Annotated in this window: 11 protein-coding genes; 3 read left to right on the top strand and 8 right to left on the bottom strand. The window is 71.5% G+C overall.

Annotated elements, in window-relative coordinates; genetic code table 11:
* Positions 1-42 precede the first annotated feature (42 nt).
* The 3 genes from K7862_RS37530 to K7862_RS13480 are packed head-to-tail and all read right to left on the bottom strand — an operon-like array spanning position 43 to position 4567.
* Positions 43-792 (bottom strand): GNAT family N-acetyltransferase, encoded by a 750-nt coding sequence (locus K7862_RS37530; protein ID WP_262413104.1) that lies wholly within the window; start codon positions 790-792, stop codon positions 43-45.
* On the bottom strand, positions 789-3104 hold the full coding sequence (locus tag K7862_RS37525; protein WP_262413094.1) for an IucA/IucC family protein: 2316 nt from the start codon (positions 3102-3104) through the stop codon (positions 789-791). The genes K7862_RS37530 and K7862_RS37525 overlap by 4 nt, the downstream gene beginning before the upstream one ends.
* A 56-nt stretch (positions 3105-3160) precedes the next feature.
* Complete coding sequence (locus K7862_RS13480; protein ID WP_308011978.1) at positions 3161-4567, bottom strand: diaminobutyrate--2-oxoglutarate transaminase family protein; 1407 nt, start codon at positions 4565-4567, stop codon at positions 3161-3163.
* A 196-nt stretch (positions 4568-4763) separates the two neighbouring features.
* On the opposite strand from K7862_RS13480, the gene K7862_RS13475 reads away from it, so the two are divergent.
* Positions 4764-5942 (top strand): trypsin-like serine peptidase, encoded by a 1179-nt coding sequence (locus K7862_RS13475; protein ID WP_222962785.1) that lies wholly within the window; start codon positions 4764-4766, stop codon positions 5940-5942.
* An 81-nt stretch (positions 5943-6023) separates the two neighbouring features.
* On the opposite strand, the gene hflX is transcribed toward K7862_RS13475, so the two are convergent.
* The 4 genes from hflX to K7862_RS38465 all read right to left on the bottom strand — a co-directional run bounded on the left by hflX (position 6024) and on the right by K7862_RS38465 (position 11968).
* Positions 6024-7520, bottom strand: a complete 1497-nt coding sequence (hflX, locus tag K7862_RS13470) for a GTPase HflX (RefSeq protein ID WP_222962784.1) — start codon at positions 7518-7520, stop codon at positions 6024-6026.
* Positions 7521-7775: 255 nt separating this feature from the next.
* A complete protein-coding gene (locus K7862_RS13465; RefSeq protein ID WP_222962783.1) occupies positions 7776-9989 on the bottom strand; it encodes a RelA/SpoT family protein in 2214 nt (737 codons plus the stop codon).
* A gap of 264 nt (positions 9990-10253) precedes the next feature.
* Positions 10254-11168 (bottom strand): diaminopimelate epimerase, encoded by a 915-nt coding sequence (dapF, locus tag K7862_RS13460; RefSeq protein WP_222962782.1) that lies wholly within the window; start codon positions 11166-11168, stop codon positions 10254-10256.
* A 107-nt stretch (positions 11169-11275) separates the two neighbouring features.
* Positions 11276-11968 (bottom strand): hypothetical protein, encoded by a 693-nt coding sequence (locus tag K7862_RS38465; RefSeq protein WP_372461571.1) that lies wholly within the window; start codon positions 11966-11968, stop codon positions 11276-11278.
* 698 nt (positions 11969-12666) lie between these two features.
* Between K7862_RS38465 and K7862_RS13450 the strand changes: the two genes are divergently transcribed.
* Positions 12667-13218 (top strand): RICIN domain-containing protein, encoded by a 552-nt coding sequence (locus K7862_RS13450; protein ID WP_222962781.1) that lies wholly within the window; start codon positions 12667-12669, stop codon positions 13216-13218.
* A gap of 1268 nt (positions 13219-14486) precedes the next feature.
* On the opposite strand, the gene K7862_RS38210 is transcribed toward K7862_RS13450, so the two are convergent.
* Positions 14487-15059: a hypothetical protein gene (locus K7862_RS38210; RefSeq protein ID WP_222962780.1), complete on the bottom strand. Its 573-nt coding sequence runs from the start codon at positions 15057-15059 to the stop codon at positions 14487-14489.
* 102 nt (positions 15060-15161) lie between these two features.
* Here K7862_RS38210 and K7862_RS38205 point away from each other — a divergent pair, with 102 nt between their 5' ends.
* Positions 15162-15431: a barstar family protein gene (locus K7862_RS38205; protein ID WP_222962779.1), complete on the top strand. Its 270-nt coding sequence runs from the start codon at positions 15162-15164 to the stop codon at positions 15429-15431.
* Positions 15432-15433 lie beyond the last annotated feature (2 nt).

Genomic DNA, 15433 nt, shown 5'->3' with positions numbered 1-15433 from the left:
GGGGACAGGGCGGGACGGGGCGGGGACGCGGCGATCGGCGGCTCAGAGGCGGTGACGCAGCGCGCGGTCGCGGACCATCAGCGCGGCGCGTTTCTCCGGGAGGTCGAGTTCGAGGCAGAAGCGGAAACCGGCGGTCAGGAAGGCCGACACGGAAGGGGTGTTGCGGAGGTCGGGCTCGGCGACGACGCGCGAGCAGCCCGGGCGGTTGTCGAGGACGAGGTCGGACACCGCGCGCAGCAGCGTCCCGCCCAGCCCCCGGGCCCGGTCGCCGACCTGGCCGATCAGCAGGTGGACTCCGGTGTCCTGCGGTTTGGCCGGGTAGTAGCGGGCCAGCGGGTCGAGGTCGGCGCGGTAGATCTCCCAGTAGCTCATGGGCACCCCGTCCAGGACGCCCAGGCAGGGAACGCTGCGGCCGTCGCCGTCGAGCTGCGGTTCCAGGTGCTTGGCGGTGACGTCCGCGTCCCCGGCCAGCTCCCAGAACTCGGCGACCGCCGGATCGTTCATCCAGCGGGTGATCAGGTCGAGGTCCCGGTCGCGTGCGACCGGGACGAGCTGGAAGAGCCCGGCGGGCGTCTCGGCGGGGGGCCAGTCGTCGAGCCGGTCGAGCAGGTCGGAGTGGTCGGCCGGATCGACGATGTGGACGCTCCCGCTTGCGTCCTCCTCGGCGCCGGCAGGCGCGGTCGCGAAGAGGGCGAGGATCTCGGGGGGCAGTTTCAGGTCGAGCGTGTCCTCGGTGCCGGAGTCTGCGGGGGGCAACGGGTCTCCTTCCTCTCCTGGCCGGTCCGTGCTCAGCGGGCCAGCGGGTTGGGAATCGTGACGTACACCGACTGGGTGTCGACCGGGCCGACCAGCTCGTCCATGCCCTGCAGCCGGGTCAGCAGATTGGCCTTGCTGCGCAGGTGGGTGCTGGTCAGCAGCCGCTCCGGAAGGCTGCTGCCGTGTCCGGTCGCGGTGCCCAGGAAGCGGCGGAACCCGGCGAGCAGCAGTTCCTCGTCCGCCAGGCCCTGTGCACCGAAGGCGCCGATCAGGCCGAAGACGTTGTTGATGCCGACGTAGTAGGCGAACCGCTCGTCCGCGACCTCGTCGGGCACGAACGTGTCGCTGGCGGAGCCGATCCCGGGCAGCCGGCGGTCGAGTGCGGCACGGTGCGACTCGCGGAAGTAGTAGCCCTGGTTGTCCCGGTAGCGTCCGCCGCAGGGCCAGCCGTCGGCGTCCAGGAGCACGAGCGTGTTCTGCTGATGCGCCTCCAGGGCGATGCCCGCCTGGCCGTCCAGCCACAGCACCGGCCGGACCACCGCTTCGAGGTACCGCAGGAACCACTCGGCGGCCACGGCCGCGCAGGGACGCCGGGTGCGCTCGGCGAGCCGTCCCATGACGGCCGCCAGCCGGGAGCGCAGCTCCGGCGCGGCGACGCCGGGCCACGGGCGTGGCGACACGAGCCCCGCGACGCAGTGCGCCCGGTCCCCGACGCCGAAGGGGCTGTGCCTGAGCACGACATCGAGCCCGCGCACCGGCTCTCCGTCGAGGTCGTCGACGGCGAGCCAGGCGGGGTCGCGGACGATGTCGAAGCCCGGGTGGACGGCCTGCCATTGCGTGGCGAGCCCGCTGCGCAGCAGCCGGTGCACCTCGGTGCCGCGCGCCAGTTCCTTGCGGAGGTTCTCCCGGCGGGAGTTGGTGATCCGCAGGCCGAGCGACAGCTTGAGCATGGCGGCCGCGCCCGGACGGTAGACCGTGCGCACCGACGACGTGGGATGCCAGGGCTCGCCCAGCGGTCCCAGGTCACGTAGCAGCCCTGCGTCGAACAGGGCCTTTACGGCCGGGCGGTGGCGGATGTCGCGGGCCTGCCACGGGTGGAGCGGCAGGGGCGCGACGTTCTCCGGGAGGCGCAGGCCCGGCCCGGCGAGAGCGGCGAGCACGTCGGCGGCCGCCACGGCGCGGCCGCGTTCGGTCCAGGCGGAGTCGGTCGCGAGCAGCCTGCGGTCGACGCCCAGCCAGTGGAGCGGGAAACGGCCGCGGAGTTCGGGCGAGTACGCGGTGCTCTCGCCTTCCGAGAGGCCCTCGCGTCCCTTGGGCGTGGGGTGCAGTGCGTGTCCCAGGACCAGCGCCTGTTCCGAGTCCAGGAAGGGCAGTTCGGGCGTCTCGGGTCCGGGCCGCTCACGCCGGTCGGCCAGGAACCCGGCGGTCCGCCGCACCGAGTCGGCGACGCGGGCGACCAGGTCGGTGCCCTCGGCGGGATCGGCGCCCGAGTCGCTCCCCTCCCGAGCCAGCAGTGCGGCCAGTTCGACGGCGGTCAGCGGCCGTCCGGAGGGGCCCTTGGCCCCGGCCGCGCCGAGGTAGGCGGGTCCGAAGCGATGCTGCCCGGTCGCCGACCAGTGGTCCACGGCGGTCCGCAGCTCGGCGCCGGAGGCGGGCAGCGGGATGCGCAGCACGCCGTTGTCCGGACGCGCCACACCGGTCTCGCGTACCCAGCAGCGCAGCAGGGCGTCCGTGCCGGCTGCGTCGGCGAGGGCGAAGGGGCCGGGGTCGTGGCCGGTGCCGGCCGCCGCTTCCCGCAGGACGGGGTGACCGGTCGGCGGGGCGGGTACCGGTGCCGCGTTGCTCGCGCGCTGGAGCGGAACGCTCGGCGCGGCGGAGTCGGCGGGGGCGGGGGCCGTCGTGGCGGAGTCGGCGGTGGTCGTCCTCGGGGTGTCCGTGCCCGCGGACGCGGCGGTCGCGCCCCTCCACGCGGACGCGGCGGTGGCCTTCCCGGCAGGGTCGGCGTCCGTGGCGGCGGTCGCCCCTTCGAAGTCCGCGTCCGTGGCGGCGATCGCCCCTTCGAAGTCCGCGTCCGTGGCGGCGGTCCCGGCGGAGTCGGCAGCGGGGGCATCCTCGCCGGCGGGCCCGGCCGCCGGCCCGGCGCCCGCATCGGCTGAACCGGTCGTCCCGGGCGCCGGACGCGCCGGCTCCGCTGCGGACGCCGCCACTGGCCTTGCCGGGATGTGGACCGGCTGCGCGGAAACGGCGGGCTCGCCCTCGGAACCGGGGTGCTGCCGAGCGGGCTCCGCCACGCAGCCCCCCACCGGGCCGAGTTCGTTCGTGCGGGAGGGTGCTGCGGATGTGCTCATGCCAGGGGCTCCCCTGCTTGGTTCTGTGGGACGGCTGGTCCGGTCGGTCGCCTGGCTCACCCCGTGCCTCCCCGTGCCGGAGTGTGAGCCGTGGCGACCGCGGCCGCCTCGATGGCCTCGGCCAGCCGGTCGAGCACGGCCTGCGCCTGCTCGTCGGTGATGGTGAGCGGCGGCAGCAGCCGTACGACGCTGCCGTGCCGGCCGCCGAGTTCGATGATCAGACCGCGACGCAGGGCTTCCTGCTGGACGCGCGCCGCAAGGTGCGGGGCTGCGGGCAGGGCCCCGAACTCGTCCGGCTCCGCCTCGGCGTCGACGAGCTCGACGCCGATCATCAGACCGCGCCCGCGCACGTCGCCGACGCACGCGTGATGCGCGGCCAGTCCGCGCAGGCGGCACAGCATGCGGGTGCCGACGGTCTCGGCCCGCACATGGAGGGCGTTCTCGCGGACGTACCGCAGGGTGGCCGTGCCCGCGGCCATCGCGAGCTGGTTGCCGCGGAACGTGCCCGCGTGCGCACCCGGGCGCCACACGTCGAGTTCCTCGCGGTAGACGATCACGGCGAGCGGCAGGCTCCCGCCGATGGCCTTGGAGAGCACCATGACGTCAGGGACGATGCCGCTGCGCTCCACGGCCCAGAAGGTGCCGGTCCGGCCCACGCCGGTCTGCACCTCGTCGGCGATGAGCGGGATGTCGCGTGCCGCGGTGATCTCGCGCATCCGCCGCATCCACGAGTCGGGCGGTGGGATGACGCCGCCCTCGCCCTGCACGGGTTCGAGCAGCATCGCGGCGGGCGGCTGCACGCCGCCCTTGGGGTCGTCCAGCAGATGGGCGGTCCAGCGCGCGGACAGTTCGGCGCCCCGCTCGCCGCCGGTGCCGAACGGGCAGCGGTAGTCATACGGGTACGGCAGCCGGGTGATCCGGGCGTCCGCGTCCACGCTGGCGCGGACGGCGGTGTCCCCGGTCGCGGCCAGCGCGGCCGAGGTCATGCCGTGGTATGCGCCGGAGAACGCCAGCAGTCCGCCGCGGCCGGTGGCCGTCCTGGCGAGCTTGATCGCCGCCTCCACCGCGTCCGTGCCGGCCGGCCCGCAGAACTGGATCCTGCCGTGCTCGGCGAGTTCGCGGGGCAGCGTCTCGAACAGAGCGGTGGTGAACGCGTCCTTGAGGGGTGTGGCCATGTCCAGGACGTGCAGCGGCGCCCCGGAGTCGAGGACCTGTCTGACGGCTTCCAGGACCACCGGGTGGTTGTGGCCGAGGGCGAGGGTCCCGGCGCCCGACAGGCAGTCCAGATAGCGGCGGCCGTCGGCGCCCTCCACCGTCATGCCACGGGCGCGCACCGGCACCACGGGCAGCGACCGCGCATAGGCGCGGGCCGCGGACTCGCGCTGTGACTGCCTGCGCAGGATCGCCTCTCCCGCACCGAAGTCGTCGGCAGGCGCCGCCAGTTGACCAGGCGCGCTCGAAATGGCCGCCACGTGCTCTCTCCTCCGGATCGGCGTTCCGACATGGGTCCCCCGTCCGTACTAACGACGGTGTGACGAACCGATCACGGTCAGTCGTCAAGACTTTCGGGACGGAACCGTCACGGGTGGGCGGCCGTCCCTGACACCGACGGAAGCAGGGCGACGCCGCCCGAGTGGAGATCCCAGGGGGAAGACCTTCATGCCATCCATACGCAGGCCCTTGGCCGCCGTGGCCGCCGCGGTGCTCCTGGCCGGCACGGCCACCGCGTGCGGCTCGTCGTCCGGCGGCGGGTCGGACGCCCGGCCGTCCGCCGGGCCGGCCGGAACCACGCGCTCCACTCCCCCGGCACCGCGGCTCCCCACGTCGTTCCCGACCAGCCTGAAGGACCTGAAGAAGTGGGAGCAGGCGTACAAGGACGGCGCCTGGCACAACTGGAACCGCGCCACCTGGCTGCGCAAGGCCAAGGACTTCGTCAACCCTGTCATCGACGGCCTGTGGAGCGAGGACCGGATGCGGCAGGCGGACCAGAGCGACAAGCAGGTCCCCGCCGACATACCGGCCGACCGGGGCCAGACCGATCCGGAGCCCTCGCCGGTGCCCGCGCGCCAGGTCACCACGCCCTACCACCGCAACGCGGCAGGCGTCGGGAAGCTGTTCTTCGACGGCCCCCAGGGGGCGATGGTCTGCTCCGCGACAGTGGTCCAGGACCCCGCGCACCCGGGCAAGTCCAACCTGGTGTGGACGGCCGGCCACTGCGTCCACGCGGGCAAGGACGGCGGCTGGTACCGCAACATCGCGTTCGTGCCGGCCTACAACGACGGCGGCCGCAGCGCCGCCGCGCTGAAGGGCGCCACCCGCGGCACCCTCGCGCCGTACGGGGTGTTCTGGGCGGACTGGGCGAGCACCTCGGACGAGTGGATCGCCGACGGCTCCGAGAAGGGCGGCAACGGTTCGCCGTACGACTTCGCGGTGCTTCACGTGGCGCCGGAGAAGGGTGCGGGCGGCAAGTCGCTCCAGGAGACGGTGGGCGCGGCGATGCCGGTCTGGTTCGACGCCCCGTCGGCGACGCGGATCCCGGTGATGGGCGCCTGGGGCTACCCGGCCGCCCCGCCGTACGACGGTCAGCGGATGTACGCCTGCACGGGCCGGCCGGGCCGGCTGTCGCTCAACGCGCAGGAGCCGACCGAGTACCGCATCGGCTGCACCATGACCGGTGGAGCCTCCGGCGGCGGCTGGTTCGCGACCATGCCGAACGGCAAGACGGCACTGGTCAGCAACACCTCGATCGGTCCGGTGACCGCCACCTGGCTCGCGGGACCGCGGCTGGGCGCGGAGGCGAAGAAGGTGTTCGACGGGGTGAGTGCCAAGTTCCGCTGAAGGCGCCCCAGCGGGGCACACAGGTAAGGACCCGCCTCAAGGAGGCGGGTCCTTACCTGAGCTTCGGGCGCGAGCCCGGTGTCAGTGACGGCTGGCCAGGGTGAACGGCGCCAGTTCGGCAGCCAGTTCCTCGTGCACCCGCACCTTCAGCAGCGTGCCGTCGCCGGTGTGCTCCTCGGAGAGCACCTCGCCGCCGGCGTGCACACGGGACACGAGACCGCCGTGGGTGTACGGCACGAGTGCCTCCACCTCGACGTCCGGCCGCGGGAGTTCGTCGTCGATGATCCGCAGCAGTTCGTCGATCCCCATGCCACTGCGGGCCGAGACCGCGACGGCGTGCTTCTCGTTGCGCAGCAGGCGCTGCAGCACGAGCGGATCGGCGATGTCCGCCTTGTTCACCACGACGATCTCCGGCACGTCGAGCGCGCCGACGTCACGGAACACCTCGCGCACCGCCGCGAGCTGCTCCTCCGGCACCGGATGCGACCCGTCCACCACGTGCAGGATCAGGTCGGCGTCACCGACCTCCTCCATCGTGGAGCGGAAGGCCTCCACCAGGTGGTGCGGCAGGTGCCGGACGAATCCGACGGTGTCCGCCAGGGTGTAGAGCCGCCCGCTGGGCGTCTCGGCCCGGCGCACGGTCGGGTCCAGGGTGGCGAACAGGGCGTTCTCCACCAGCACCCCCGCCCCGGTCAGGCGGTTGAGCAACGACGACTTGCCCGCGTTGGTGTAGCCGGCGATCGCCACCGATGGCACCTTGTGACGCTTGCGCTCCTGGCGCTTGAGGTCGCGGCTGGTCTTCATCTCCGCGATCTCCCGGCGCATCTTGGCCATCTTCTCGCGGATGCGCCGCCGGTCGGTCTCGATCTTGGTCTCACCGGGACCACGGGTGGCCATACCGCCGCCCGAGGAGCCGGAGCCACCACCACCCATCTGCCGGGACAGCGACTGACCCCAGCCGCGCAGCCTCGGCAGCATGTACTGCATCTGTGCCAGCGACACCTGTGCCTTGCCCTCACGGGACTTGGCGTGCTGGGCGAAGATGTCGAGGATCAGGGCGGTCCGGTCGACCACCTTGACCTTGACGACGTCCTCGAGGTGGATGAGCTGGCCAGGGCTCAGCTCACCGTCGCACACCACGGTGTCCGCACCGGTCTCCAGCACGATGTCACGCAGCTCCTGGGCCTTGCCCGAGCCGATGTACGTGGCCGGGTCCGGCTTGTCGCGGCGCTGGACGACACCGTCGAGGACGAGGGCGCCCGCGGTCTCGGCGAGGGCGGCCAGCTCGGCCAGGGAGTTCTCGGCGTCGTCCGCGGTCCCCGAGGTCCACACGCCGACGAGCACCACACGCTCCAGGCGGAGCTGCCGGTACTCGACCTCGGTGACGTCCTCGAGCTCGGTGGAGAGCCCGGCGACCCGGCGCAGGGAGGCGCGGTCCGTGCGGTCCAGCTGGTCGCCGTCCCGCTCACCGTCGATCTCAAGACTCCAGGCGACCTCCTCTTCCATCAGGGCGTCGGCCCGAAAGGACTCGGGGAGGCGCTGGCGGTCGTCCGAAGAGGATGAAGAATTGGAGGTCATTGGATCCTTTGGTCGTTCGGTCAGAGTCGGGCGGCGCGCTTGCGCACCGTTACTGTCGATGGTCGCACGCCTTCCCGGAGCGGTCACCTGGTTTCCCGGGCGGTCCGCGAACGCGAGCCGCACCTGGAGGCGCAAGGCTCGCTGACAGTGACAACGCCGGGGCGGCCTGTCGCATTCCCGGTGGTCACGCGGGCGCCCGGGCACGGACCGCCCAGGACCCGGAGCGGCGGAACCGGACGGGTCGGTACCGTGCGCTCAGTACCGGGTCACGCCGGTGACAGCGAGCTGCGCCCGGTACACGTCGTAGACGCCCGGCACCGCCCGCATGGCCCGCATCAGCGCGGACAGCGCGTCGGCGTCCGGCAGCTCCACGGTGTAGGTGTGGCGGACCCGGTGCTCCTGCGGGGGCTCCACGGCCGCCGACACGATGCCGACGCCCTCTCCTGCGATGGCCTCGGTGAGGTCGGCGAGCAGCCGGGGCCGGCTGAGCGCCTCCGCGAGCACAGTGGCGCGGTAGCCGCTCGCGGGCGGGTCCTCGCGCCAGCGGACCAGGACCGGCGCCCGCCCGCCGGCGGTCATCCGGCCGGTTGACGGGCACTCCACCCGGTGCACCGCGACCGTGCCGCCGCGGATGGCGAACCCGATGACGTGGTCCGGCGGCACCGGCGTACAGCAGCGGGCCAGTCGCACGGCCGCGCCCGGCAGGTCGGTGAGCGCCAGGGGATCGGCGGCGACCACGGCCCCGGCGACCGGCACGGGCCGCATCGCCCGGGCCTCGTCCTCCCGGGCGTCCTGGGATTCACCCACCGGGTGCTGGCTGAACCAGCGAGTGATGGCGATGCGCGCACCGGGCGTCGCGGCGTGCTCCAGCCAGTCGCGGTCGGGCCCGGAGGTGGCGCTGTCGTCCATGAGCAGCTGGAGGGTGTCGCCGTCGCGCAGCCGGGTGCCGAGCGGCGCGAGCCGGCCGTTGACCCGCGCGCCGACGCAGGCGTGGGCGGCCTCACCGTGCATGGCGTAGGCGGCGTCCACGCAGCTCGCGCCGGCCGGCAGCCGCAGCGTGCCGGACGCCTCCTCGCCCTGCGCGGTGACCACCGTGATCTCGCGGTCCTGGGCGAGGTCGTCGCGCAGGGCGCTCCAGAAGGTGTCGGGGTCAGGGGCGGAGCGCTGCCAGTCCAGCAGCCGGGCGAGCCAGCCGGGACGGGTCGGGTCCGAACCGCCCAGGCTGTCGCTCGCGGAGCCGCCGCCCTGCCCGCCCCCGTGACCGGTGGCGGTCTCGGCGCGCTCGGGTTCGGCGGCCTGTGCGGCCTCGGTGGCGGCGTGCGGGTCGCCGAGCGCGATGACTCCGGCCTCGGCGACGCGGTGCATGCGCCGAGTGCGCACCAGCACTTCGGCGATCCGCCCCTCGCGGTCGGCGATCGCGGTGTGCAGCGACTGGTACAGGTTGAACTTCGGCGCGGCGATGAAGTCCTTGAACTCGGCGATCACCGGGATGAAGCAGGTGTGGAGTTCGCCGAGGACCGCGTAACAGTCGGCGTTCTCGTTGACCACCACCAGCAGGCGCCCGAAGTCGCAGCCGCCGAGCCGGGTGACCCCACGTTTCAGCATCAGGCGGTGGACCGAGACGGCGTGGCGGGGCCGGATGGCGACCTCGGCGGTGATCCCGGCGTCCCGCAGCACTCCCCTGAGTTCCTCGGCGATTCCGGCCAGCGGGTCCGGCCGGGCGGCGTTCTCCTCGATCATGGCGCGGGTCCGGGCGTACTCCTCGGGATGGAGGATCGCGAAGACCAGGTCCTCGAGCTCGCTCTTGAGCGCCTGCACCCCGAGCCGTTCGGCGAGCGGGATCAGCACATCACGCGTGACCTTGGCGATCCGCGCCTGCTTGTCCGGGCGCATCACGCCCAGCGTGCGCATGTTGTGCAGCCGGTCGGCGAGTTTGATCGACATCACCCGGACGTCGTTGCCCGTCGCGACCAGCATCTTGCGGAACGTCTCCGGCTCCGCGGCGGCCCCGTAGTCCACCTTCTCCAGCTTGGTGACGCCGTCGACGAGATAGCTCACCTCGGCGCCGAACTCGCGCTCGACCTGATCGAGCGTCACCTCGGTGTCCTCGACCGTGTCGTGCAGCAGGGACGCCGTCAGAGTGGTCGTTTCTGCACCGAGTTCGGCCAGGATCAGGGTCACGGCGAGCGGGTGCGTGATGTACGGCTCGCCGCTCTTGCGCATCTGGCCGCGGTGCGAGGACTCGGCCAGCACATACGCCTTGCGCAGCTGCTCGACGGCGGGAGCCCCGGCTTCCGGGTGGCGGCCGCGATGGACCTTGACCAGGTGCTCGATGGCGTCGGTCACCCGGCTGCCGCCGCCCGCGCCCAGAAGTGCCACGCGGCTGAGGCGGCGCAGATCGATGCGGCGCAGACTGCGCCGCGGTTCCCCCGCGGTCGGTTCCGCGTCCACCGCGTTGTGTGCGCTCATCGGCCCTCCGGCAGCGTGGACCGGCTGCGGGAGCCCTCCACGACCGGTGAGGCCGCGCCGGTGCTTGATGCTATCGAGCCCACCACGTGCGGCAGTCGAGCTCTCGCCGAGAGTGATTCCCATCACCCGTTCGAGGGACAGCCGGACGGGGATCATGCCCGCATACGTCCCGATCCGACCACCCACCCGTGGGTGGGGGCCGTCGGTGAACGGCCCCGGACCGGCGGAGCAAGCCCGCGCGAACGCGAGAGGCCCCCCGGGGGGTCAGCGACCGCCCGCGAGCCAGCCGCGCTCGATGACGCCTTCCGCGACGATCACGGCCGGGCCGGTCATCTCGATCATCCCGTCGGTGTCCTCGCTGATGACCAGGCGGCCGCCGGGAACGTCCACGGTGTAGGTCACCTGGCTGCCCGTGGCCGCGGGGTCGAGTCCGTCGCGGCGGGCCGCGGCGACCATCACCGCGCAGGCGCCGGTGCCGCAGGAGCGGGTCTCGCCCGAGCCCCGCTCGTGGACGCGCAGGGCCACGTGGCGCGGGGCCCGGTCCACCACGAACTCCACATTGGTGCCGTCGGGGTAGGCCGACTGCGGGCTCACCGAGGGCGCTTCGAGCAGGGCGCCGGCCTCGTCGAGGTGGTCCACGAACGCGACGGCGTGCGGGTTGCCCATGCTGACGTGCACGGCGGGCCAGCTTCGGTCGCCGACCGCCACCGTCACCGGGTCACCCGGGAACACCGCGCGGCCCATCCGGACCGTGACCGGGCCCGGCGTCCCGCCGTCGCCGTCCTTGGCTATGTGCACCTGGCGCACGCCTGCACGGGTGGCCACGGCCAGATCGCCGGCCTCGGCCAGTCCGGCGTGCCGCAGGTAGCGGGCGAAGACCCGTACGCCGTTGCCGCACATCTCGGCGATGCTGCCGTCGCTGTTGCGGTAGTCCATGAACCATTCGGCCTCGGCGGCCAGGGCTGCCGCCTCGGGGTGAGCCGACGAGCGGACCACGCGCAGCACCCCGTCGCCTCCGATGCCGGCGCGGCGGTCGCACAGCCGGGCCACGTCGGAAGCGGACAGGTCGAGCAGACCGTCCGGGTCGGGGACGATCACGAAGTCGTTCTCGGTGCCGTGCCCCTTCAGGAAGGGCAGCGGGGAGGACGCGTCAGGGGTGCCGTGGTGCGCTTCAGTCACGAGTCGATCGTACGCGGCGGGGCGGGTCGGCCGCCGGGATAGCCCGGTGACCTGTGGACAACCTCCGCGAGCGGGCCGGCGGCGGGTACCGGGCCGCGGAGTGGGCCCTAGCGCAGCCGGGCCACGCGCCAGACGGCCAGGAGGGCGAGGAGCGCGATCACCACGGTGTACCCGGCGACGTACCGCCAGTCGGGGCGCGCGCCCGAACCGCGCGGGGGCAGTCCGGGCCAGGTCTGCCCGGCGCGCCGTGCGGCCATCAGACCCCAGCCGGCCGCGCAGAGGCACAGCAGCAGCCCGAGCATCGCGACGACGGGCCCGGCGTCGCCCGACTCGAAGGCCAGCGGGAAGGCGAACATCAGCGATCCGCCGACCGCGAGGGCCGTGATCGGTGCGAGCTGCCAGATGCGCAGCAGCCGGGCCGGGCGCAGCTCGCGGAAGGACTGGCCCGCCTCCATGGACGGCAACGGCTCGGCGGAGTCGAGCGGTTCGAGCTCGTCGAGCAGAGGCAGGGGTTCGAGCGGCCGGACCGGATCGTCAGGTCCGGCCAGGCCGCCTGAGCCGTTCCGGTCCGCGGCGCCGCCGTGCTCGTCGAGGCCGTGCCGGTCGGTGCGGCCCGCCCGGTCGGCGGCCGGGCCGGGCCGATCGGCGGGATCGTCGGCATCCCTGGCGTCGACCGGCTCTCGCGGCACACGCGGGTCCGGGTAGGCGTGGCGCTCGTGTGACTCGTGCGACGCCCGGGACGTGCCCGAACCGGTCGCCGTGTCGCGTCCCTGGGGGGTGTCGCGTGGGCCGGCTGCCATCGCCACGCGCCCTCCCAAGTCTCCGACACCGTAGCTAGATCCTGATGATGGCATGACCGGAGGGCACGTCTGGGACGACAGAGCCTCCCGATGCCATCACGTGATCAGGCTGTAATCGGATCCCTGCCGGTCCCAGGCGTAACAGAGTTGACCTGCCGCGTGTCGCCTCAAGATCAGTCGTTGATGGTCGTTGTTCGGCGTCACTGGCGACCCTTTGACGGCCCACAGACGGCCCAGCACGAGTCCTCCTGGGTCGCTAACGCTAGCGACCCACGTCGCTAGCGTTAGCGACCCCGCTAGCGACGCAAATGCCCCCTGACCTGCACGCTAGCAGCTAGCACCCCGGTCTAGGAATGCCCGAAGCGGCCCGCAGAGGGGGTTCTGCCGCCCCCGGACATCGCTGCCCCCACCTGAAACGCAAGACACGGAGGACCGCCCTACGGCGGACGCCCTTCGGTCGCCACCCTGCCGTACCGATGGCGTTCGAACCCCGGGAGCCGCCGGCCCCGGGCCAAGTTCCACGCTTTGCTCGCCGCCCGGCAAGGGTGGTGCGCAGCGTCCAGGGCTCGCGCTGCCATAACCGACGTGGCACCAAGGGTACAAAGATCATGATCTCGCGTAAAAATGGCATTTCGAATCCACTCTCGTGAAGGTTTGGTGAAAATCGCAGAAATCGCAGCACGGAATGGAACATTCCGATGGCGGCGTCCACGATCGAGGACGATAATTTCCCTACACACGAGCGAGAGGAAAAACAAATGAGACGAGCCCTCGGGACCGCTTTGGGGACTTTGGCTCTGCTAGCCGGATCATCCGTAATGCTGGGCGCGCAGCCTGCCGCCGCCAGCGACTCGTACCTCCTTAAGAACGTGGCCACCGGAAAATGCATCCAAGGCAGCACAACGGGAAAACCGGTGCTGGTCAGAATGGTCACCTGTGATTCAAGCAACGCCTACCAGAAATGGGGCCGGACGCAGGGACACGTGGCTCTCGTCTTCAGTGGACTAGCCACAACATGCCTTGGCGTACCCAAGGAATCAGGCGACATCCCCCATGATGTAGTGACAGTGAGCTGCACCACCGAACTGCCGTACAACATCTACGAGAACACTGCTGTTGGCTCCAGCTATCCGATCGGGAACAGCAGTCCCATCTGCTACATCGGACACTATGCGTCGACCGACACTGTGCCGTACTGCTACGAGAACAGTGGCAACTATACGCGCTGGAACTGGGTCTCCGCCCCCTGACGCGCACTGGATAAACCGACGCACGAATAACTAGCTTTCCCGCCCGATCCCACGGAGAGGCCCCTTCGGGACACCGGGGTGGTCTCTCCGTGCACAGCGGACTGTCCGCTGATTACCGCTAGCGATCTCACCACCGGGGAAACCATCGCTATCTGCATGAAAGCGACTGCGACGGTCGCCCTTAAACGCCCGAAACGGCCCGCGGAGGGCGTACTGCCACCCGTTGCTAGCCCACACCTGAAACGCAAGACAAGAAGGACGCCCCACGGGCGGACGCCCTTCGGTCGCGAGTCCGCCGTACCAGTGGCGCCCGGACCGCGACAGCGGGCCCGGGGGTGTCCGTGGGGCGTTTCAGCACGGGGCAGCAAGGCCCGGGCACAGCCTGAGCCCGAGTGCAGCCACGTGTCGGCGGGAGCTTCCTAGGCAGGGATAGGTGGACTAGCTGAGGCCGTCTCGCTCGCCTGACTTGCGCCTCTTGGGGCCAGGACGGACCTGCTCAACGAAGCCCATGACCCCGAGTGTCAGAAGGATTGTCGCCGCACAAGCAGAGAGGATTCGCGCGCCACCGTGGTGGGTGCTCGCTGTCACGGCGAACCAGAGCAGAGGAGGGACGCTGGCAGAGGCCGCCCGGAGACCCTTAAAAACACGCGCCGCCCTTTCCCGCCGGGAGAGGCGCTGGGCGCTGTTGCTGGCTGGCAGTGCAGGCGGCTGCCCCCCGGGCTGTTTCTGGAGGCTCACCGGACGCGCAGGGTCCTGGCGCGGCCGGCGGCCGAAGCGGCCAACCATGCTCCACATGGCCGTAACTCTATCGGCCTACACCAGAGCAACCCGCGGTGGTGCTCCAACGGCCGCCCCTGCCCTGGACATCTGAACTCCCAAGCAGGCTACTTTTCAAAATATCGCGGCTCAAGCGGCTCAGCCCGTCTCAGTGCAGGTCAGAGCGTTGTAAACGATCAAATCCGTCCGGCTCACGCCTGGCTCACGTCCGGCTCAAGCGTCCGACGCCCCGCCGAACAGCAAGAGGAGCAGCACGGCGCGACGTGCTCCTCTTGCTGTTCGGCGGGGCGCAATGCTCCAGCATCGGCTCGGCCGGGCTGGTCAGCCAACACCCGTCACCGGACCCTAGTTTGGAAGACCAGTGCGGTGCTCCCGTGGTGACCTCTTACGGCCCCGTCCAGGGCCTTCGGGGCGTCCGGCCCGCTGTTCCCCGTGGTTCCCCCTTGTTGGCCCGTCAGACGGGCACACAGCGGGCACGCGGGGCACACCCGCTACTCATCCTCGAACTCCCCGACGGATGGGGGCAATCGGTATTGGCGTTCCACCTCGGCCAGCCGGGCTCGTCGTACCTCTTCGATCGCGACCGGGTCCGCGCAGACGACGGTGTGGGCCGGCGTCACGGGGTCGTCGGGCAGCGGCTCGATCCCGCTGACCTTCACCGCGATCACGCCGATCGGGTACGCGGAATGCCGAGCGGTGAGTGTCCTCACCCGCCACCTGTACGGCCGGGGCACCTCCTTGGCCCGCATCGGGCTGGTGGCCAGGTTCACCCAACGGTCGTAGTTGGTGCGCACAGGTCGCACCTCCATGCCGCACCGTGGGCACTCGTTGTCGGGCTCGATCCACCTGGTGCTTTCGGCATCCGGCTCAGGCGTCGGGCGGTCCGTGACTCCGTCGATCTCCGCCAGCTCGTTGGCCAGCCGCTCCCAACACGGATCGCACCGCACCACCCCAAGCGGTATCGCCACCCCGCGCTCCTGCGCCGGCCGGCTCGGGTCGCCGCATTCCTCACACACGTGCCGCTGTTCGGTGCGCCCACCACCCATGCCTTCGAGTGTGAGCACGCAACCACGGAACGTAGTAGGGCGAGATTGAGCCCATCTTGCGGTTTCCGTCTCGCGTCGCCGCGGGCGTGGCCGAGTCCACCATCTGCAAGGATCGTGAGCGTGATCACGATCGATGTCGGCGCAGTCGGCGACGAACGCGAATTGCATGCCCTGCTGGCGGTTACTCTGCGCTTCCCCAGCTTCTACGGCATGAACTGGGATGCATTCTGGGATGCGATCACCGGCTTGGTCCAGATCCCGGACCACCTGCACTTTGTCGGGTGGGCACAGCTCGGCGAGCATGTGCCGTACGGCGCCACGATGCTCCAACAAGCACTGGACCGCTACCAGAGCCAGTACCGGCCGGAGTTCGTCGCCGAGTACGTGTAGCC

It is taken from the genome of Actinacidiphila acidipaludis, assembly GCF_019890725.1.
Taxonomy (GTDB): Bacteria; Actinomycetota; Actinomycetes; order Streptomycetales; family Streptomycetaceae; genus Actinacidiphila; species Actinacidiphila acidipaludis.
The sequence above is the reverse complement of the archived record's forward strand: the minus strand, read 5'-3'. Positions and strand labels throughout refer to the sequence as shown.